The sequence below is a fragment of the Rhodococcus yananensis genome (assembly GCF_020515525.1).
Lineage (GTDB): Bacteria > Actinomycetota > Actinomycetes > Mycobacteriales > Mycobacteriaceae > Rhodococcus > Rhodococcus yananensis.
The window spans coordinates 1-19,422 of the sequence record NZ_JAIYEP010000077.1 but is presented as its reverse complement, the minus strand read 5'-3'; the positions used below and the strand labels follow the sequence as shown (position 1 = coordinate 19,422).

The 19,422-nt window shown below is 67.8% G+C and carries 16 protein-coding genes; 14 read left to right on the top strand and 2 right to left on the bottom strand.

Going from position 1 to position 19,422, the window contains the following annotated elements:
* Positions 1–178 precede the first annotated feature (178 nt).
* From LDQ05_RS16235 to ligA, 7 genes are read left to right on the top strand one after another with little or no spacing between them, the layout of a single operon-like run.
* Complete coding sequence (locus LDQ05_RS16235; protein WP_226437992.1) at positions 179–1,036, top strand: GNAT family N-acetyltransferase; 858 nt, start codon at positions 179–181, stop codon at positions 1,034–1,036.
* Positions 1,033–1,911, top strand: a complete 879-nt coding sequence (locus LDQ05_RS16230) for a lysophospholipid acyltransferase family protein (RefSeq protein ID WP_226437991.1) — start codon at positions 1,033–1,035, stop codon at positions 1,909–1,911. The genes LDQ05_RS16235 and LDQ05_RS16230 overlap by 4 nt, the downstream gene beginning before the upstream one ends.
* Before the next feature lie 42 nt (positions 1,912–1,953).
* Complete coding sequence (locus LDQ05_RS16225; protein ID WP_226437990.1) at positions 1,954–3,189, top strand: cysteine desulfurase family protein; 1,236 nt, start codon at positions 1,954–1,956, stop codon at positions 3,187–3,189.
* Positions 3,186–4,295, top strand: coding sequence for a tRNA 2-thiouridine(34) synthase MnmA (gene mnmA / locus LDQ05_RS16220; protein WP_226437989.1), 1,110 nt, complete (start codon positions 3,186–3,188; stop codon positions 4,293–4,295). Before LDQ05_RS16225 ends, mnmA begins: the two co-directional genes overlap by 4 nt.
* On the top strand, positions 4,292–5,335 hold the full coding sequence (locus LDQ05_RS16215) for a methionine synthase (RefSeq protein WP_226437988.1): 1,044 nt from the start codon (positions 4,292–4,294) through the stop codon (positions 5,333–5,335). Before mnmA ends, LDQ05_RS16215 begins: the two co-directional genes overlap by 4 nt.
* Positions 5,336–5,358: 23 nt before the next feature.
* Positions 5,359–5,514 carry a hypothetical protein gene (locus tag LDQ05_RS16210; protein ID WP_226437987.1) on the top strand — a complete coding sequence of 52 codons (156 nt, stop codon included), beginning with the start codon at positions 5,359–5,361 and terminating at the stop codon, positions 5,512–5,514.
* The gene (gene ligA, locus LDQ05_RS16205) at positions 5,511–7,619 is read left to right on the top strand and encodes an NAD-dependent DNA ligase LigA (protein ID WP_226437986.1); all 2,109 of its coding nucleotides are present in this window, start codon (positions 5,511–5,513) and stop codon (positions 7,617–7,619) included. Before LDQ05_RS16210 ends, ligA begins: the two co-directional genes overlap by 4 nt.
* 13 nt (positions 7,620–7,632) lie before the next feature.
* On the opposite strand, the gene LDQ05_RS16200 is transcribed toward ligA, so the two are convergent.
* Positions 7,633–8,274 carry a hypothetical protein gene (locus LDQ05_RS16200; RefSeq protein ID WP_226437994.1) on the bottom strand — a complete coding sequence of 214 codons (642 nt, stop codon included), beginning with the start codon at positions 8,272–8,274 and terminating at the stop codon, positions 7,633–7,635.
* Between the two features lie 187 nt (positions 8,275–8,461).
* Between LDQ05_RS16200 and LDQ05_RS16195 the strand changes: the two genes are divergently transcribed.
* From LDQ05_RS16195 to LDQ05_RS19875, 5 genes are all read left to right on the top strand, one after another.
* Complete coding sequence (locus LDQ05_RS16195; RefSeq protein WP_226437985.1) at positions 8,462–9,742, top strand: metal-dependent hydrolase family protein; 1,281 nt, start codon at positions 8,462–8,464, stop codon at positions 9,740–9,742.
* A gap of 92 nt (positions 9,743–9,834) precedes the next feature.
* Positions 9,835–10,617: a hypothetical protein gene (locus tag LDQ05_RS16190; protein WP_308013255.1), complete on the top strand. Its 783-nt coding sequence runs from the start codon at positions 9,835–9,837 to the stop codon at positions 10,615–10,617.
* A 3-nt stretch (positions 10,618–10,620) separates the two neighbouring features.
* A complete protein-coding gene (locus LDQ05_RS16185; RefSeq protein WP_226437984.1) occupies positions 10,621–12,606 on the top strand; it encodes a YhgE/Pip domain-containing protein in 1,986 nt (661 codons plus the stop codon).
* A gap of 85 nt (positions 12,607–12,691) precedes the next feature.
* A complete protein-coding gene (gene gad / locus LDQ05_RS16180) occupies positions 12,692–14,074 on the top strand; it encodes a glutamate decarboxylase (RefSeq protein WP_226437983.1) in 1,383 nt (460 codons plus the stop codon).
* A 218-nt stretch (positions 14,075–14,292) separates the two neighbouring features.
* A complete protein-coding gene (locus LDQ05_RS19875; RefSeq protein WP_226437982.1) occupies positions 14,293–16,641 on the top strand; it encodes a helix-turn-helix transcriptional regulator in 2,349 nt (782 codons plus the stop codon).
* Here LDQ05_RS19875 and LDQ05_RS16170 read toward each other — a convergent pair.
* Positions 16,619–17,269: an ACT domain-containing protein gene (locus LDQ05_RS16170; protein ID WP_226437981.1), complete on the bottom strand. Its 651-nt coding sequence runs from the start codon at positions 17,267–17,269 to the stop codon at positions 16,619–16,621. The genes LDQ05_RS19875 and LDQ05_RS16170 overlap by 23 nt on opposite strands.
* Positions 17,270–17,594: 325 nt before the next feature.
* Here LDQ05_RS16170 and gatC point away from each other — a divergent pair, with 325 nt between their 5' ends.
* Positions 17,595–17,894: an Asp-tRNA(Asn)/Glu-tRNA(Gln) amidotransferase subunit GatC gene (gatC, locus tag LDQ05_RS16165; protein WP_226437980.1), complete on the top strand. Its 300-nt coding sequence runs from the start codon at positions 17,595–17,597 to the stop codon at positions 17,892–17,894.
* A complete protein-coding gene (gatA, locus tag LDQ05_RS16160; RefSeq protein ID WP_226437979.1) occupies positions 17,891–19,381 on the top strand; it encodes an Asp-tRNA(Asn)/Glu-tRNA(Gln) amidotransferase subunit GatA in 1,491 nt (496 codons plus the stop codon). Before gatC ends, gatA begins: the two co-directional genes overlap by 4 nt.
* Positions 19,382–19,422 lie beyond the last annotated feature (41 nt).

Here is a 19,422-nt window from a genome sequence, read left to right as displayed (position 1 = left end):
CGGTCGCGGCGGGTGCTCGCCGGATCGTCGAGGTAGTCGTCCTCGTAATCTTCGAGCGGCACCATGGGCCGCGGTCGTAGCGCCGGGGTGAACCCGTGAACCCGGTGTTCACCGATCCGGCATCGACGGGACACCGCACGGATCCCGGCGGGCCGGACCCGGGCGTTACACCTGCACCATGACCACGACAACGGTGCCGCGGCCCATCCGCGACTCCACCGCCACAGTCCTGCTCACCGGACCCCGATACGTCCTGACGGTGTCCACCGACGTGCGGCTTCGGCGTGCCGCACAGCGGTTGCGCCGCCGAGTGTTCGCGGCCGAACCCGGGTTCGGGCTCCCCGACGACGGCGACACCGACCTCGACGCAGACCGATTCGACGACTTCTGCGACCACCTGCTCGTGCACGAACTCGCCACCGGACACCTCGTCGGCTGCTACCGGATGCTCACGCCCGCCGCGGCGGTCCGCGCCGGCGGCTACTACACCGCGACCGAGTTCGACGTCACCCGACTCGACCCCTTCGGATCGTCCGCGGTGGAGATGGGTCGCGCGTGCGTCGATCCCGCCCACCGGTCCGGTGCGGTGTTGACCCTGATGTGGGCGGGCATCCTCCGCTACCTCGAGACGACGGGACACGATCGCGTGTTCGGGTGCGTGTCGGTGCCGATGCGGACCCATCGCGGCGAGAGCCCGGGGGCGAACGTGCGCGGTGTGCGGGATCTGCTGCTCGCGCGGCACGCCGTCGAACCCGCCGGGCGGGTCACGCCGCACCGTCCCGTCCGGGTGGACGGCCGCGGCCTCGACGACATCGCACCGCCCCAGCGGGTGTCCGTACCGCCGCTGCTGCGCGGCTACCTGCGGCTCGGCGCACGCATCTGCGGCGAGCCCGCCCACGATCCCGACTTCGGCGTCGCCGATTTCGTGGCGATCCTGACCACCGCCGACGCGAACCTGCGCTACCTGGACAGGCTCCGGGACGCCGCGGAGCGCGCCGGAGGCCCCGCCGGAGTGCCCACCGGGATTCCGGCGTGAACACCCGCGCGCACCCGTGGATGCCGTCCAGTCCGTGCGGCGCCGGATGCCTCCCGTCCACACCCCCGACGGTGGGACTGCTCGTCGTCGCACTCCGATGGTGCGTGCTCGCGTTCGCCGTGGGGATCGTGTTCGTCGCCGCGGTCGTGCCGTGCCCGTGTGCGGTTCGCGGTGCCGTGCACCGGTACGGGGCCCGCGCGGTCCTGCGGTGCCTCGGCATCCGCGTGGAACTGGCGGACCTGAGCGACCGACGGGACCACGACGGGGGACTGCTCGTCGTGGCGGCACACGTCTCGTGGGTCGATGTGCTCGTTCTCACGACGATCGTGCCCGTCTCGTTCGTGGCGCGCGCCGACCTGCTCGACTGGGGTGCTCTCGGGTCGCTGGCCCGGCACGCGGGCGTGATTCCCATCGCACGCGAACGCCTCCGTGAACTCCCCTCGCTCGTGGAACACCTCGATCTGCGTCTGCGGGACGGATCCCGGGTCGCAGTGTTCCCCGAGGGCACCACCCGGTGCGGCCGGGTGGGCGGCCGGTTCCGATCCGCGCTGTTCGAGGCGGCCGTCCGCGCGCAGGTACCCGTGCAGCCCGTCGGCGTGCACTACGTCGATCGAGCCGGCGCAGCGACGACCGAACCCGCCTTCGTGGGAGACGAGACGATGGCGGCGTCGGTGCGTCGGCTCGTCCGGTCCCGCGGCGGAACCGCCCGGGTCGTGCTCACCCCACTCGAACGGCCCGGTGCCGACCGGCGCGACCTGGCCGCACGGTGCGAGCGCTCCGTGCACCGCGCGTCGATCGCGCCGCGCATCGCCCGCACTCCCGCCGCGGCTGTTCCGGCGCCGGGACCGCGGGCGACCGCCGGCGCGGTGCGGTGACCCGGACGGGCACCGCGCCGCACCCGCTATCCTGGATCGGTCATGACCTCGACCGCCACCGGATCCTCCGGTACCTCCAGGACCGTCTACCTCGACCACGCCGCGACCACCCCGATGCTGCCCGCGGCGATCGAGGCGATGACGGAGATCTTCGCCACGGTCGGCAACGCGTCCTCCCTGCACGGCTCGGGTCGTGCCGCGCGTCGGCGCATCGAGGAATCACGGGAATCCATCGCCGCCCACCTGGGTGCCCGGCCCTCCGAAGTGATCTTCGTCTCGGGCGGCACCGAAGGCGACAATCTCGCGGTCAAGGGCATCTACTGGGCGCGGCGCGCCGAGGATCCGCGCCGGCGACGCATCGTCGCGAGCGCCGTGGAGCACCACGCGGTGCTCGACGCCGTCGAATGGCTCGTCGCACACGAGGACGCCGAGGTGACGTGGCTGCCGGTCGACGGGTCGGGAAGGGTCGACCCGCGGACACTGCGCGACGAACTCGAGGCGCGAGGTGACGAGATCGCCCTGGTCACCGTGATGTGGGCGAACAACGAGGTCGGCACGGTCATGCCGATCGCGGAGCTCGCGGCCGTCGCGGCCGAATTCGGGGTGCCGATGCACAGCGATGCCGTGCAGGCCGTGGCGCACCTTCCGGTGGACTTCGCGGCCAGCGGCCTGTCGGCACTCACCGCGGCCGCGCACAAGTTCGGTGGACCGCAGGGGGCGGGGGTGCTGTTGCTCGGCCGGCAGGTGGCGTGTGTGCCCCTCCTGCACGGCGGCGGTCACGAACGAGACATCCGGTCGGGCACCCAGGACACCGCGTCGATCGTCGGGACCGCCGCGGCCCTGCGGGAGGCGACCGATGACCTGCCCGAGCGCTCCGCGCGGTTGGCGGAACTCCGCGATCTGCTGATCGCCGGTGTCGAGGGAGCCGTCCCGGACGCGGTGCTCAACGGCCCACGGTCCACCGGGCGGCTCGCCGGCAACGCACACTTCACGTTCCCCGGGTGTGAGGGCGACTCGCTGCTGATGCTCCTCGACGCCGCCGGGATCGAATGCTCCACGGGATCGGCGTGCACCGCGGGGGTCGCACGCGCCAGCCACGTGCTCGTGGCCATGGGATGCGACCCTGTGGTCGCACGGGGATCCCTGCGATTCTCGCTGGGGCACAACACGACACGAGAAGATATCGATGCTCTGCTCGCGGTGCTGCCGCAGGTGGTGCAGCGTGCGCGCGCCGCGGGACTGGCGAGCGCCGGTGGAGGAGGAGGTGACCGCCGATGAGGATTCTCGCGGCGATGAGCGGCGGCGTGGACTCGGCGGTGGCCGCGGCACGGGCCGTCGACGCGGGCCACGACGTGGTCGGCGTGCATCTGGCGTTGTCCACCGAGCCGGGCACCCTCCGCACCGGATCACGCGGATGCTGTTCGAAGGAGGACGCCGGTGACGCCCGCCGTGCGGCCGACGTGCTCGGAATTCCCTTCTACGTCTGGGATTTCGCAGATCGCTTCAAGGAGGACGTGATCGACGACTTCGTCGCGTCCTACGCTGCGGGCCAGACACCCAACCCGTGCCTGCGCTGCAACGAGAAGATCAAGTTCTCCGCGCTGGCCGACCGTGCCGTCGCACTCGGATTCGATGCCGTCGCCACCGGCCACTACGCGCAACTGCACGACGGTGTCCTGCGCCGCGCCGTCGACGCGGACAAGGACCAGTCGTACGTACTCGCGGTGCTCACCGCCGAGCAACTCTCCCGCGCGACGTTCCCCGTCGGCGACACCCCCAAGGACCTGATCCGTGAGGAGGCCGCCGCGCGGGGGCTTTCCGTCGCGAACAAGCCGGACAGCCACGACATCTGTTTCATCCCGTCCGGTGACACCCGCGCCTTCCTCGGGGCCCGCATCGGAGTCCGTCCCGGAGCTGTCGTCGACGCCGACTCCGGTGATGTCCTCGCCGAACACGAAGGCGTGCACGGATTCACGATCGGGCAACGCAAAGGCCTCGGCATCGCCGGTCCCGGACCGGACGGACGCCCACGCTACGTCACCGCGATCGAACCCGAGACGGGCACCGTGATCGTCGGCGGCGCCGAACACCTCCGGGTGTCGACCATCCGCGCCGAACACGCAGTCTGGACGTCCGGGACAGCACCGGTCGGACCGATCGAGTGCGTCGTCCAGGTGCGCGCACACGGCGGTCTCGCCTCCGCCGTCGCCGAGGCCGTCGACGACGGGATCACCATCAGCCTGCGCGAACCACTCACCGGTGTCGCGTCCGGGCAGGCTGCCGTCCTGTACCGACCCGACCCCGCAGGAGACATCGTCCTGGGCAGCGCCACCATCGCCGGCACCGACACCGCAGCCGGAACCGACACCGCAGGGGACCGGTGAGCACGTCCGACGCGGCCACCACCGACACCACCGGAACCCGCTGGTCCGGCATCACCACCGGCATCGGTTCGTGGCCCGGCACCGACGCGCGTGAGGCCGCCGCGATCATCGTCGGCGAACTCCCCGACATGCCGCACCTCGTCGAACTACCCGGACGCGGTATCGGCGCCGACATGATCGGACGCGCGAGCGGACTGCTCGTCGACCTGTGCCTCGACGCCTCGACCACCGGCTACCGACTCACCACCGGACGCGGGACCGTGGCCGCGCGGTCCACCGACCTGCTCGACCAGGATCTCGACGCACTCGAAGAAGCCTGGGAACTCGCCGGACGAGGACCCGGCGGAACCCTCAAGGTGCAGGCGCCCGGCCCGTTCACGCTCGCCGCCCACGTCGAACTGTCCACCGGCAGACGTGTCCTGACCGACCACGGTGCCGTCCGCGACATCACCGAGTCCCTCGCCGAAGGGCTCGCCCGGCACGCCGCCGAGGTGACCCGACGCACCGGTGCCGCGACCGTCGTGCAACTCGACGAACCATCCCTCCCCGACATCCTCGCAGGCTCGCTACGCGGCCGGACGGTGCTCGAAACCGTCGCTGCCATACCGCAACCCGAGGCGCAACACCTCCTCGACAACGCCATCCGCGCGATCGGGCGACCGGTCTGCGTGCACTGCTGCGCCGACACGATCCCCACCGGACTGCTGCGCGGCACCGCGGCCGACGCCGTTGCGTTCGACCTCTCCCGCGTCCGCACCGGCGACCTCGACGGAATCGGTGAACTCCTCGACTCCGGAGCGGCCCTCGCCCTCGGCGTCGTACCCACCACCGCCCCCGCCGTCACACCCACCTGGCGCGACCTCGCCGCTCCCGCTGTCGCGATGATCGACCGGCTCGGATTCCCCCGGTCCACGCTCCGGTCGGTCGCCGTCACCCCGGCCTGCGGTCTCGCCGCCGCCGATCCGCACTGGGCGCGCACCGCACTGTCGCTCGCCCGCGACATCACCGCAGCCTTCGCCGAAGACCCCGACACACTGTGAGGCGCGACCCGGTCGGTGTCCTCGTGACGCGCGAAGCGGTCGGTGTCCTCGTGACGCGCGAAGCGGTCGGTGTCCTCGTGACGCGCGAAGCGGTCGGTGTTCCCGTGACGCGCGAAGCGGTCGGTATCCTCGTGACGCGCGAAGCGGTCGGTGTCCTCGACTACGCTTTCCAGCTGTGAGTGAACCGACGGACACGGACGTGGCCCCCACCGCACCAGCCGAGGCGCGGGAACGCTGGCAGCAGCTCGCCGAGGAGGTGCGCGAGCACCAGTTCCGGTACTACGTGCGCGACGCCCCGATCATCTCCGACGGTGCCTTCGACCAGCTCCTCGGGCAGCTCGTGGCCCTCGAGGAGAAGTATCCCGACCTCCGGGTGGCCGATTCACCGACCCAACTCGTCGGTGGAGGGTTCGCCACCGATTTCACCCCCGTCGACCATCTCGAGCGGATGCTCAGCCTCGACAACGTCTTCGACGAGGACGAACTGCGCGCATGGCTGTCCCGAGTCGAGTCCGAAGCCGGATCGGATCTGCATTACCTGTGCGAGGTCAAGATCGACGGTGTCGCACTGAGCCTGGTCTACGAGAACGGGCGACTCGTACGCGCCGCGACCCGCGGCGACGGACGCACCGGTGAGGAGGTCACCCTCAACGCCCTGACCATCGACACGATCCCCGAACGGCTCACCGCCACCGATGATTTCCCGATTCCGACGGTGCTCGAGGTGCGCGGTGAGGTGTTCTTCCGGCTGGAGGACTTCCAGGCACTCAACGCGAGCCTCGTCGCCGACGGCAAGGCACCGTTCGCCAATCCTCGGAACTCGGCGGCGGGGTCTCTGCGCCAGAAGAATCCCGCCGTGACCGCCAAGCGACGCCTCGGCATGATCTGCCACGGCTTCGGCCGTGTCGAAGGATTCGCCCCGCAGTCGCAGTCGCAGATGTACGACGCGCTCGCCACGTGGGGGCTGCCGGTGTCCGCGCACACCGTCCGTGTGCAGGGCGCCGACGCCGTCGTCGAACGCATGCGCTACTGGGGCGAACACCGCCACGACATCGAACACGAGATCGACGGGCTCGTCGTGAAGATCGACGAGATGAGCCTGCACCGCCGGCTCGGTGCCACCTCCCGCGCACCGCGATGGGCGATCGCGTACAAGTACCCGCCCGAAGAGGTCACCACGAAACTGCTCGACATCCGGGTCAGCGTGGGGCGCACCGGCCGAGTGACCCCCTTCGCCTACATGGAGCCCGTGTCGGTGGCGGGCTCGACGGTCTCGCTCGCCACCCTCCACAATGCGTCGGAGGTCGTGCGCAAGGGCATCCTCATCGGCGACACCGTCGTGCTGCGCAAGGCCGGAGACGTGATCCCCGAGGTACTCGGCCCTGTCGTCGACGTCCGGGACGGAACCGAGCGTGCTTTCGTGATGCCCACCGAATGTCCCGAATGCGGAACGACTCTCGCGCCCGCCAAGGAGGGCGACGTCGATCTGCGATGCCCCGATCAGCAGCACTGCCCGGCGCAGTTGCGCGAGCGGGTGTTCCATGTCGCGGGCCGCGGCGCGTTCGACATCGAGGCGCTCGGCTACGAAGCCGCCACGGCACTGCTCGAATCCGGCGCGATCGGCGACGAGGGAGACCTGTTCTCGCTCACCGCCGACGATCTTCTGCGCACCGCGCTCTTCCGCACCACCAAGGGAGTGTTGTCGAAGAACGGGGAACGCCTGCTGCAGAACCTCGAGAACTCGAAACACAAACCGCTGTGGCGGGTGCTCGTGGCGCTGTCGATCCGGCACGTCGGCCCCACCGCGGCGCGAGCCCTCGCCACCGAATTCGGCAGCCTCGCGCGGATCCGCGCCGCATCCGTCGACGAACTCGCCGCCGTCGAAGGCGTCGGCAGCACGATCGCATCGGCGGTGACCGAGTGGTTCACCGTCGACTGGCACGTCGCCATCGTCGACAAGTGGGCGGCCGCGGGCGTGTCCATGCAGGACCAGCGCGACGAGTCCGTCGACCGCACCCTCGAAGGCATGTCCATCGTCGTCACCGGCACCCTCACCGGCTTCTCCCGCGACGAGGCGAAGGAAGCGATCCTCGTGCGCGGCGGCAAGGCAGCGGGCTCGGTGTCGAAGAAGACGGCGTTCGTCGTGGTCGGCGACAACCCCGGTTCGAAGGCGGACAAGGCCTCCGACCTGGGTGTTCCCGTGATCGACGAGGATGCGTTCACGCGTGTGCTCGCGGACGGCCCCGGCGTGGTGCTCGGATCCGCGGACGAATCCGTGGAGTGAGATCTGCCGGTGTTCACGACGCTGGCGACAGCGTCGCCGAGTCGGTTCTGCCGGTGCCGAGGAAGATGGCCGACGCGAGAAGAAAGCACAACGCACCGACGAACGTGCCGTAGTTCGCCAGGCTCGGATCGAGGGTATTACCGTCGGTGAGGACGAACGATCCGACTGCCGACACCCCGAACGCGATCGACCCGAGCATGTTCAGCCACACACTCAGCCAGTTCTTCGAGCGTGGCTGCCAGTAGGATTTCGCCCGCAGCAACAGCAGCACCGCGAGCGCACTCGACGCGAGAAAGCACAGGGAACCCTCCAGGTTGGGGTTCCACACCAGGTGCATCTCACCCTTGACGGTGTGTGCGTGCAGTGCGGCGCCGGTGCTCACATTGAACAGCAGTGTGCCGATGAACTGGATCATCGCGGACAGCCATTCGGCGCGGATGCCGACACCCTGCTTGTCGTCGACTGTCGCGGCGCCGCTCAACATCAATTGGATGAATGCCGCCGCCGTGAAGAACCACGACCCCACGAAGAAGGATGTGTTCGCCGCCGTGGTTCCGAGCATGCTCGCGACAACCGGTGCAGAGCCGAGAGCGAAGAGAAACGATCCAAGGACGAATCCCCACGACTGCATGAGGAGTGTCGGCCGGATGACCATGGCGGAAGTGTAGATCATGCCGCTACGGGATTTCGTGGGATTCCGGCACTCGAATACGGGGCGAAAGACCCTGTTGTGGTGGCCTTCTCCGTGGCGAATCGGTCCGAGGGTGAAATGCGAGGGTGAAATCCCTGCGCGAGGGTGAGATCCGGCGCGTGCCGTGGGCAACCCGGTTAACGTCCCGACCATGACAACGGCCCTGGAACCCGGTATGCGATTGCTGTTCCGCAATGTTCGTGTGTTCGACGGTTATTCCGGTGACCTGACCACCGGCGACGTATTGATCGACGGAACCCGGATCGCCGCGGTCTCGGATTCTCCGATCGGAGACGAACCGGGACGCGACACCGTCGTCGTCGACGGGAAGAGCCGGGTGCTGATGCCCGGAATGAGCGACGCTCACGTCCACCTCGTCGGCAACGCCAACTCCTACGTCGACATGGTGATGGGCAGCGAAGCGCACATCGCGTTGAACGGCCTCGCTGAAGCGAAGAACATGCTTCATCGTGGTTTCACCGCGGTGCGGGACATGGCCGGCGACACGTCCAGCATCAAGTCGGTGATCGACCGCGGGTTGTTCGAGGGACCGCGCATCTATCCGTCCCAGGCAGCGTTGTCTCAGACCAGTGGGCACGGAGACTTCGGGTTCGTCTACCAGTGCCCGACCGTGTTCGGCGGAGATCAGAGTCGTGCAGAACAGATCGGATTCATGCGTGTCGCCGACGGGGAGGACCAGGTGCTCGCCGGTGTACGGGAGCAACTGAAGAAGGGCGCCTCACAGATCAAACTCATGGTCGGTGGCGGCGCCGCCTCCATGTACGACCCGCTGTACACCGTGCAGTTCATCGACAAGGAATTGCAGGCTGCGGTGAACGCGGCCACCGACTACGGCACCTATGTGGCCACACACGTCTACAACGTCACCGGTATCCGGCGTGCGATCGCGGCGGGTGTGCGCTCGATCGAGCACGGGCAGCTTTCCGACGAGAGCACGATCGCGCTCATAGCGGAGAAGGAGGTGTGGTTGTCGATGCAGCCGTTCGCGCTCGGTGATCACCACTACCCCGACCCCGACCGCGCCGAGAAGGACCGGGAGATCTGCACGGGCGTTGCGAATGTCTACGAGTGGGCGAAGAAGCACGGCGTCAAGACCGCGTGGGGGACCGACCTTCTGCTCGAACCCCAGATCGCGCCGCGGCAGAGTGAGATGGCCGCACGGCTCGGCGACCACTACACCAATCTGGACGCGCTGCGGATGCTGACCTCGGGCAATGCGGAACTGTTCCGGCTCGCCGGTGAGCGCGACCCCTACCGGCAGGCTCAGTTCGGTGTCGTCAAGAAGGATGCGTGGGCGGATGTGCTTCTCGTGGACGGAAATCCGCTCGAAGACCTGAACCTGCTCGCTGATCCCGGCAAGAACCTTCCGGTGATCGTGAAGAACGGTGTGGTCGTCAAGAATCAACTGTGACTGTGCTGTAGAGGTGCATGACACCGTCCGGTGCCGTGCTCAGTGGGACGTCGGGGCATCATCAGGGATCGGCTGCGGAAGTGGTGTGGTGAGTGTCTGAAACGAACTTCGAGGACTATGATTTCGAGGACTTCGAAACCTCCGACGACGCCGAACCGGAAGGGCCCCGGTGGGAGAGGTGTCCCGGAAGCCTGGTTTCCGCCCGAAACATCGAACTGCACGGACCGTGGGGTCACGTCTTCGGCCCGCTCGACCTCGACATCGATGAGGGCGGAGTGACGGTGCTGGCGGCGCAGGCAGGAGCAGCACGTACCGCACTTCTGATGGCACTGTGCGGCAGGATGCGGCTCACGCGCGGAGTCCTGTCGATCCTCGGGTTCGAGAACCAGCCGAGGAAGGTGCTGGCGCATTCGGCGATCGCCTGCCTGAACGAACTCGACGATGTGCTGCCGTCGGTCACCGTGCGCGACCTCGTCACCGAGCAGAAGCGGTGGAATTCACCCTGGTACAGGTTCGTGCCGCGCGTCGATGCCGGCGGCGTCGCCGACATGTGTGAGGAGGTGTTCGGTGATGTACCGCTCCCACGACTCAACGCGTTCGTCGACGACCTTCCGGAGATCCAGCAACTGCTGCTGCGGGTCGCGGTCGCGAACACCCACCGGCCGCCGCTCCTGGTCGTCGGACGAGTGGACCGGATCGCCGACGACGAGGAGCGCGCCACGATGCTGGACAGGCTCGTCGAACTGGGAGAGCGGCAGTCGGTGATCACCGCGGACGTGAATCCACTCCCTCCGGGAAGCGGAGTGCGTGCGGTCGTGGACCTGCAAGGACTGCTCGGTCCCGGTGACATCGGCGTCCTGACCGAGGGAAGGTGACGCATGCTGGCGGGAATCTCGCTCGGAAGCGACTCGAAGCGTTACTTCCGGGGCACCATGCCCCGCATCGCGATCGCCACGATCATCCTGATGCCGCTGCTGTACGGAGCGATGTACCTGTGGGCCTTCTGGAATCCGTTCGGTGCGGTCGACAGGATTCCCGCGGCGATCGTCAACAACGACACCGGACTGTCGGCGACCGGTGACCGGGTCGACGCCGGCGATCAGGTCGTCAAGTCGCTCGTCGCCTCCGGACAGTTGGACCTGGCGGAAGTGTCCGAGAACGCGGCTGCCGCCGGTCTGGCCGACGGGACGTACTACTACACGATCACCATCCCCGAGAACTTCACCGAAGCGGTGGAGTCCCCCAACGGGGACGATCCGGTCAAGGCGAATCTGATCTTCACGTTCAACGATGCGAACAACTACCTGGCGACGATCATCGGCCAGGATGCGTCGGAGCAGGTGATCAACCAGGTCAACTCGACGATCGGCGCGCAGGGGGTCGGTCAGGTGCTCACCGGCCTCGAGAGTGCGGGCACCGGCCTGAAGCAGGCCGCAGACGGAGCGGAAACCCTTGCGGCCGGGGTGGATACCGCTGCGTCGGGGGCGGACCAGCTCAGTTCGGGCGCCACCGAACTCGCGGACAACATGGTCACCGCACGCGACGGTTCCGCGCAGCTCGCGGAAGGAACGAATCAACTGGCGACCGCGATCGATGGAGTCACCGGGCCGCTGTTGAGCGCACTCGACGGTGGCGCACTGGCCGACGCCGGAACTCGGGCCGCGGAGCTGCGGGCCTCGATAGTTGCCCTGGAAGGGCGGATACCGGAGTCGACGACCTCGTCGGTGTCGTCTGCGGTTCAGCAGGTCATCGATATTCTCGGGCAGAGTTCGGACCCGCTGGTCCAGCAGGCCGTCACAGCCCTCGCACCGTTCACCGCGGCGCAGGTGGTGTCGGATACCGAGGCGTTGCGTGCGGAGATCGTGCGATTGCAAGGTGACGCGCAGGCACTCGAATACCAGCTGAACAATCCGAACAGTCCCCTGATGACCGGGCTTGCACTGCTGCAGGACGGCAGCATCGCTGCGCAAGTGAGCGAACTGCAAAGCGGTGTGAACGAATTGAACTCGGGTGCTGCGTCGCTGCACACCGGATTGATCCAGTTGACCGACGGCAGCTTCCAGTTGTCCGACGGGGCCGGTCAACTGTCCTCGGGCATGGTCGAACTGCAGTCGGGTTCCCACGAGCTGGCCGATGCACTGTCCCAGGGCGCGCAGGAGGTGCCGAGCTGGACCGATCAGCAGCGCACCGCGACCGCGGACACCCTGTCCACGCCGGTGGCACTGCACCAGAACACGAACAACGAGGCATCGACGTTCGGTACCGGATTCGCCCCGTTCTTCTTGTCGCTGGCTCTGTTCGTCGGCGGCATCATCACCTGGATGCTGCTCACGCCGCTGCAGTCCCGGCCGATCGTCGCGGGTCTCGGACTCTACCGAACGGTACTGGCGTCCTACTGGCCGGCGCTGTTCGTCGGAATCCTCCAGGTCGTTGTCATGTACGTCGTAGTGCACTTCGGCGTCGGACTCGACGTCAAGCACGTCGCGGGAACGATTCTGTTCCTCATTCTCGTGTCCGCCACCTACCTGGCGATGATCCAGGCGTTCAACGCCGTGTTCGGTGTCGCGGTGGGACGGGTTGTCACCCTGGCCTTCCTGATGCTGCAGTTGGTGTCGGCCGGGGGCATCTACCCGGTACCCACCACTGCGAAACCGTTCCAGTACATACATCCGTTCGACCCGATGACCTACACGGTCAACGGACTCCGTCAGCTCACCGTCGCGGATCGGATCGATTCACGGCTGTGGATCGCGGTTGCGGTACTGACCGGAATCCTGCTCGTGTCGCTGACGGCGAGTGCCCTGTCGGTACGACGGAATCGCCGCTACACGATGGAACGACTCTATCCGCCGATCGAAGTCTGATCGGTCGGGTGTGTCGGCCGCAGCGCAGTTCACCACCGCAATCGGACGGACAGATGTTCGATGCACGAGAAAACCGGAGGAACAGATGTCGGACGAATTCGCAGCTCCCGCAGAAACGCTCGCACCCGCATACACCGGCAGGCTCGGTACCGATCCGATCCCCGCCCTGCGCATGCCCAAGTCGGAAACCGAACCGGAAGCGGCATACCGGTTCATCCATGACGAGTTGATGCTCGACGGCAGCTCGCGTCTGAACCTCGCGACGTTCGTGACCACGTGGATGGATCCGCAGGCGGACCGTCTGATGGCGGAGACGTTCGACAAGAACATGATCGACAAGGACGAGTATCCCGCGACGGCGGAGATCGAGACACGGTGTGTCAACATCGTCGCCGCGCTGTTCCACGCGGAAGGATTGTCGCCCACCGACCCCGCGTCAGCGACCGGAGTCTCCACCGTGGGGTCCTCCGAGGCCGTCATGCTGGCGGGGCTCGCCCTCAAGTGGCGCTGGCGGCAGAAGCGGGAGGCGGCAGGGAAGGACACGAACACACCGAACCTGATCATGGGCAGCAACGTCCAGGTGGTCTGGGAGAAGTTCTGCCGCTACTTCGATGTCGAACCCAAGTACCTGCCCATGGAGAACGGGCGCTACGTGATCACACCCGAGCAGGTGCGTGAGGCCGTCGACGAGAACACGATCGGTGTCGTGGCGATTCTCGGCACGACGTTCACCGGTGAACTCGAACCGGTCGCCGAGATCGCCGAGATGCTCGACCGCGTCGCAGCGGACGGCGGACCTGACGTTCCCGTGCATGTGGATGCCGCCAGCGGTGGGTTCGTCGTACCCTTCCTCCACCCCGAACTCGAATGGGACTTCCGGGTCTCCCGTGTCGCGTCGATCAACGTCAGCGGTCACAAGTACGGAATGACGTATCCGGGTATCGGTTTCGTGGTGTGGCGTTCGAAGGAGTACCTGCCGGAGGATCTGGTGTTCCGGGTCAACTATCTCGGCGGTGACATGCCGACGTTCACGCTGAACTTCTCGCGGTCCGGAAACCAGGTGGTGGGCCAGTACTACAACTTCATCAGGCTGGGTGTTGCCGGATACACGCAGGTCATGGAGTCGTTGAGGGACACTGCGCTGATGCTGTCCGAGCGGATCTCCCGGATCGACAACATGGAGATGATCACCGACGGATCAGCGCTGCCCGTGTTGGCGTTCCGGCTGACAGGCGATCCGGGATTCACCGTCTTCGACATCTCGCACGAGTTGCGTGCGCGGGGCTTCCTGGTGCCGGCGTACACGATGCCTGCGAATGCCGAGGACGTCGCGGTCCTGCGGGTGGTGCTGCGGGAAGGGTTCAGTCGCGACCTCGCCTACAGATTGTCCGAGTCGATCGAGGACGTGGTCGATCGACTGTCCCAGGGATTGGGGGTCGGTCACACGGCGCGTGGCTTCGCGCACTGAGGTGCGGCACGGAGTGCCGAGCACCGGAGGCGCCCGAACGCTGCGTCGATGATCGACGATGCAGCCGGCACGGGCGATGTGGACCATGCCGTGAAATCCTCACCGGCCGTGATCGGACGCTGATAACCTGCATTCAGTGGTCGAATGGCTGTTCACCGGGGGCCGAAAAGATTGCTGCATCGGCGCGTGGCCCCGCGGACGGAGAGGATTCGCGTCAGGTGCCGGAACCGCTGCCGCTGCCCCGTACCCGGTTGTTCCCGCTTCTGTCGGGTCCGGACTCCCTGGTCGTCGTCCACGGAAACCGGTTCTCCGGGAAGACCACACTGATCCGGACGTGGATGATGACCGACCCGATGCCATCGGGTGCCGTCGTGTTCGTCGAAACACCGCCGCGCGGAATCATCGCAGCCGAGTATTGGTGGCGCGTTCTGGCATCGACGTGCGCCCACCTCGGTACGGCACCACCGGAATCCGGTGGAGACGGTGTTGCCGCACTGAGTTCTGTTCTTGTTGCACAGCATGATCCGATCGTCCTCGTACTGGATGGCTGTGACCTCGTCGGCGGTGGCGGCGGCGGAGGAGTGGAGGAAGGCGTAGGAGTGCTGCTCCGCTGCGGGGCGCCGTTGAAGACGATCGTCACGACCCGAACGAAAGGGTGCTGGGCTCCGCTCGTCTCGGCGGGATCCGATTCCACGGTCGTGACCTCGGGTTCCCTGGCCTTCACCGAGGAGGAGACGGGATTGTTTCTCCGGGCTTCGGGGGTGCCGCAGCGTGCAGCGGATATCCGTATGATCCTGTGCCGCACAGGGGGATTGCCGGGGCTCGTCGCGGCTGTGTGTCGTGCTGTGAAACGCGAGGACGCGAGGAACACGCGGCCCGATGAACCCCTCGAACGGGTCATCGACGCTGCAGTCGATGCGCTGGTGTGGCGGACGGTCGTTGCAGAGCCTGCCGTGGCGCAGGCGTACCGGAGAGGTGTGTTCGGAACCGGGACGGTGGTGTGGGACCGAGCGGCGACCGCAGAGTCACGGTCGGCACTTGCGGGCGCCGCAGGGATACTCGAAGCGGCCGGTATGGTGGACCGCCCACCGGGACTTCACGAGCGGCACCTCGAACACCCCGATGCCGTGTGTGAATCGTTGCGGCGCGTCGCTGGACTCCATTTGCGTGGAGGAACCCGCGACGCAACGGGCATGCCGGTCTCGCCGCGCCCGGCCGTGCACCGTACTCGGCCGAACGTGCCCGCGGAGGAATCGGTCGGGATCGAGGATCGGTGCGGGCGGACGGTGATCGGAGCGTCGGTGTGTACCGGGCGCGGTCACGCCGACCTGATCGTGCGGGTGATGGGTCTGCGTGCGTGCGGTTACATCACCGCTGCCACGCAGTTGTGCGACGTTGCCCTCACCGATCACGCGTTGCTCACGGCACTCGATGTCGTCACCTGTCGGACCTGTGCGTTCCACTACCTGCACATCGGGATCACCTACCTGCTCGCCGATCGCCACGACGACGCGATATCGATCCTCCGGCTCGCCGTGGGGGCGGGAGCGGACACCACCCTCGAAGGGCATGTCACCGGACTGCTCGCGCTCGCGCACGCCGTCCGAGGGGACACCGCCGATGCCGGATCCTGGATCGACAGGGCACGCCGATGTGCGTCGTCCGTCGGAATCGGGCAGACATGCGAGCGGACCGCCGTCGTCGTCGCCACAGCGCTCGTCGCGTTGGACACCCTCGATATCAAAGGGGCGGAGGTCGCCCTCGCCGAGTTGGGTGCGCCCCACGAGGACGAGGAACTGTGGGCCCACATCCTCTATGCGAAAGGGAAGTACGCACTGCTCACATCCGTGCCCGGCGACGGGCTCCGTCACGTCGAAATGCAGATGCGCCGGTTCGGGCCACGGTGTCAGGGCGTGTCGAACGGGCTGCTGTCGGTGGTCCGAGCCGATCTCGAACTGGCGCTGGGACGGGTGGATCAGGCGTCGCGCCTGATGGCCGGGGCGATCGATTGCCGCTCCGCCCCGGTACGTGCCCGGATCCTGGTATCGGAAGCGGACCCGGCAGGTGCTGTTGCCGTCGCCGAGCACTACGGCAACGACCCGAACTGCGCTCCCGGCACGCTTCTGGAACTGGCGGTGGTCGGGGCGGCTGCCGCGCACTCGGCGGGTTGGGAGGTGGCGACCGACCGGTTTCTCGCTCGGGCGGGCGTCCTTGCCCGGCAGACGGGGATGGTGAGACCGTTCACCGTTCTCGTTCCCCAACTGATCGATGCGCTCGCGGCGCACGGTGTGGAGTTTCCTACGGATGTCGGATATGCCCCGGCCGATTCGACGACCGAGTGCTGTCACGACATTCGTCTCACGCGCCGCGAACATCAGGTCCTCGATGCTCTGGTCGCAGGTGGTACAACGAGCACGATCGCGAAGGCCCAGTTCGTCAGCGTCAACACCGTCAAATCCCAGATGCGGTCGCTGTACCGGAAACTCGGTGTCCACTCACGGGCCGAGGCGATCGCTGCCGCGCATCGCATGACGGTGGGGTGGGTCAGCCGAGAACGGTACCGATGATCCCGGCGAGATAGCCGATCCGTGCGACCTCCGACGGCCGGAACTCGGGGCCTCCCGGCCGGCCGAGCAGCAGCACCCGGTCGGGGGAGCCGAGTGGGGCAGCGGCGAGCATCGTGTCCATCTCCCGCCACAGTTCCGGCACCCACTCGCCTTCGTGATCGAGCAGCATCGGCTTCTCGAGCGGCATCCACGGCGCCGTACCCAGCCGCGTCTCGGGCGCGCCCGGGCTGCCGGCGATCCGATAGGAGCCGTCGGGACCGAACCCGACGACGGTGGCCCACCCCACGCGCAGCACCCGCGGAGCGCCGTCGGCGAGGACCTGCATCCGGTCGTTCCTGGCGGCGGCGACCTGGTCGATGAGTTCCAGTTCGCGGTGGGTGTCGAGGATGCCCGCGTAGGGACGGATCGAGTCGACGGTCACCCCGTCGACGGCCTCCGCGGCGGTCAGCAGCGTGTCCGGGAGCTTCCCGGGTTCGACATCGACCACGAGATCGTCGATGGCGAAGTCGGACCCGCGTTCGACGACATCGAGCGACAGGATGTCCGCTCCGACCGCGCCCAGGGCCAGCGCGAGCGCGCCGAGGCTGCCGGGCCGGTCGGGGAGCTGGACACGCAACAGGTACGACACGTGTGTCCTTCCCGAGATCGTGCCGACGTCGCACGCGCGCGTCGGCCCGGGACGACGCGCCCCGGTGATTCCATCCTGTCACTTCACGGGCACGCAGTGGGATCGCCTCGGGCGTGCCCCGCCCGTCGCCGGCGGGAAAACCCCCGGTGGGTGCCGGTGGCGTCACATCGGCGCAACACGGGTTTCTCGAACTCGCAACACACCGCGGCCGCGCCGAGCGGGGCGAACCGGCTGCACCGGCCGCGATGCGACGCATTACCCTGGACGGGACGTCCCGTACTCCAGAAGGGGCGCTCCACACTCCATCGGAAAGGGGCCACCCACGGTGCCTGCCATCTCCCGTGACGAGGTCGCGCACCTCGCCCGGTTGTCCCGGCTCGCGCTGACCGACGCCGAACTCGACGAGTTCGCCGGCCAGCTGGATTCGATTCTCAACCACGTCAAGGCGGTGTCGGAGGTGGCCGCGGACGACGTCGCGCCGATGGCGAATCCGAACGCCGTCGCGAACGTGACCCGCCCCGATGTGGTGCGGCCCGGCCTGACCCCGGAGCAGGCGCTGTCGGGTGCACCGGTCGTCGAGGAGGATCGGTTCTCGGTTCCGCAGATTCTGGGGGAGGGCGAATGAGCACCGACACCGTGAACGGCGATCCCACCCGCCTCGACGCCGCGACCCTCGCGGCCCGCATCCACGCCGGTGAGCTGTCGTCCGTCGACGTCACCCGCGCGCACCTGGACCGCATCGCCGAGGTCGACACCGAATACCACGCGTTCCTCCACGTGGCCTCCGAGCAGGCCCTCGCCGCCGCGGAGGCCGTGGATCGAGCCGTCGCCGCCGGTGAGAAGCCGGCATCACCGCTCGCGGGTGTGCCGATCGCGCTCAAGGACGTGTTCACGACCGTCGACATGCCCACGACGTGCGCGTCGAAGATCCTCGAGGGCTGGGTGTCGCCGTACGACGCGACGTTGACGACGCGACTGCGTGAGGCGGGGATCCCGATCCTCGGCAAGACCAACATGGACGAGTTCGCGATGGGTTCGTCCACCGAGAACTCCGCATACGGACCCACCCGCAACCCGTGGGACACCTCGCGGATTCCGGGCGGATCCGGTGGTGGCTCCGCGGCGGCCCTCGCGTCGTACCAGGCTCCCCTCGCCATCGGCACCGACACCGGCGGCTCGATCCGCCAGCCTGCCGCGGTCACCGCCACCGTCGGCACCAAGCCGACGTACGGCACGGTGTCGCGGTTCGGGCTCGTCGCGTGCGCATCGTCGCTCGATCAGGGCGGACCGTGCGGCCGTACCGTCCTCGACACCGCGCTGCTGCACGAGGTCATCGCCGGCTACGATCCCCGCGACAGCACCTCCGTCGACACTCCCGTCCGTCCCGTCGTCGAAGCCGCCCGTCAGGGCGCGGCCGGTGACCTGTCGGGTGTGAAGGTCGGCGTCGTCAAGGAACTGCACTCCGACAGCTACCAGCCGGGTGTGCTCTCGTCGTTCGACGCCGCGGTCGAGACCCTCACGAAACTGGGGGCCGAGGTCGTCGAGGTCTCGTGCCCGCACTTCGAGTACGCCCTCGCGTCGTACTACCTGATCCTCCCGTCCGAGGTGTCGTCCAACCTCGCTCGGTTCGACGCCATGCGTTACGGCCTGCGTGTCGACGACGGCACGATGAGCGCCGAGCAGGTCATGGCCGCGACCCGCGCCGCAGGTTTCGGCAAGGAAGTCAAGCGCCGCATCATGATCGGCACGTACGCGCTGTCGTCCGGCTACTACGACGCCTACTACGGCCAGGCCCTGAAGGTGCGTACCCTCATCGCGCAGGACTTCGACAAGGCCTACGAGCAGGTCGATGTGCTGGTCTCGCCCACGAGCCCCTTCACCCCGTGGAAGCTCGGCGAGAAGGTCGACGATCCACTGGCCATGTACCTGTCCGACCTGTGCACCCTCCCGACCAACCTGGCCGGGCACTGCGCGATGTCGGTGCCGTCGGGGCTGTCCGCCGACGACGGACTGCCTGTCGGACTGCAGATCATGGCGCCCGCGCACGCCGACGAACGGCTCTACCGGGTCGGCGCGGCCTACGAGGCCGCCCGCGGCCCGATCGTGGCCTGACACACCGGCTCCCGGCGGCCCCGCAGCGACCTGACGCGGCG

Coding starts and splice junctions, on each gene's coding strand:
- LDQ05_RS16235 (WP_226437992.1), top strand. CDS start 179: ATGACCACGACAACGGTGCCGCGGCCCATCCGCGACTCCACCGCCACA.
- gad (WP_226437983.1), top strand. CDS start 12,692: ATGTCGGACGAATTCGCAGCTCCCGCAGAAACGCTCGCACCCGCATAC.
- LDQ05_RS16185 (WP_226437984.1), top strand. CDS start 10,621: ATGCTGGCGGGAATCTCGCTCGGAAGCGACTCGAAGCGTTACTTCCGG.
- mnmA (WP_226437989.1), top strand. CDS start 3,186: ATGAGGATTCTCGCGGCGATGAGCGGCGGCGTGGACTCGGCGGTGGCC.
- LDQ05_RS16200 (WP_226437994.1), bottom strand. CDS start 8,274: ATGGTCATCCGGCCGACACTCCTCATGCAGTCGTGGGGATTCGTCCTT.
- gatA (WP_226437979.1), top strand. CDS start 17,891: ATGAGCACCGACACCGTGAACGGCGATCCCACCCGCCTCGACGCCGCG.
- LDQ05_RS16195 (WP_226437985.1), top strand. CDS start 8,462: ATGACAACGGCCCTGGAACCCGGTATGCGATTGCTGTTCCGCAATGTT.
- LDQ05_RS16225 (WP_226437990.1), top strand. CDS start 1,954: ATGACCTCGACCGCCACCGGATCCTCCGGTACCTCCAGGACCGTCTAC.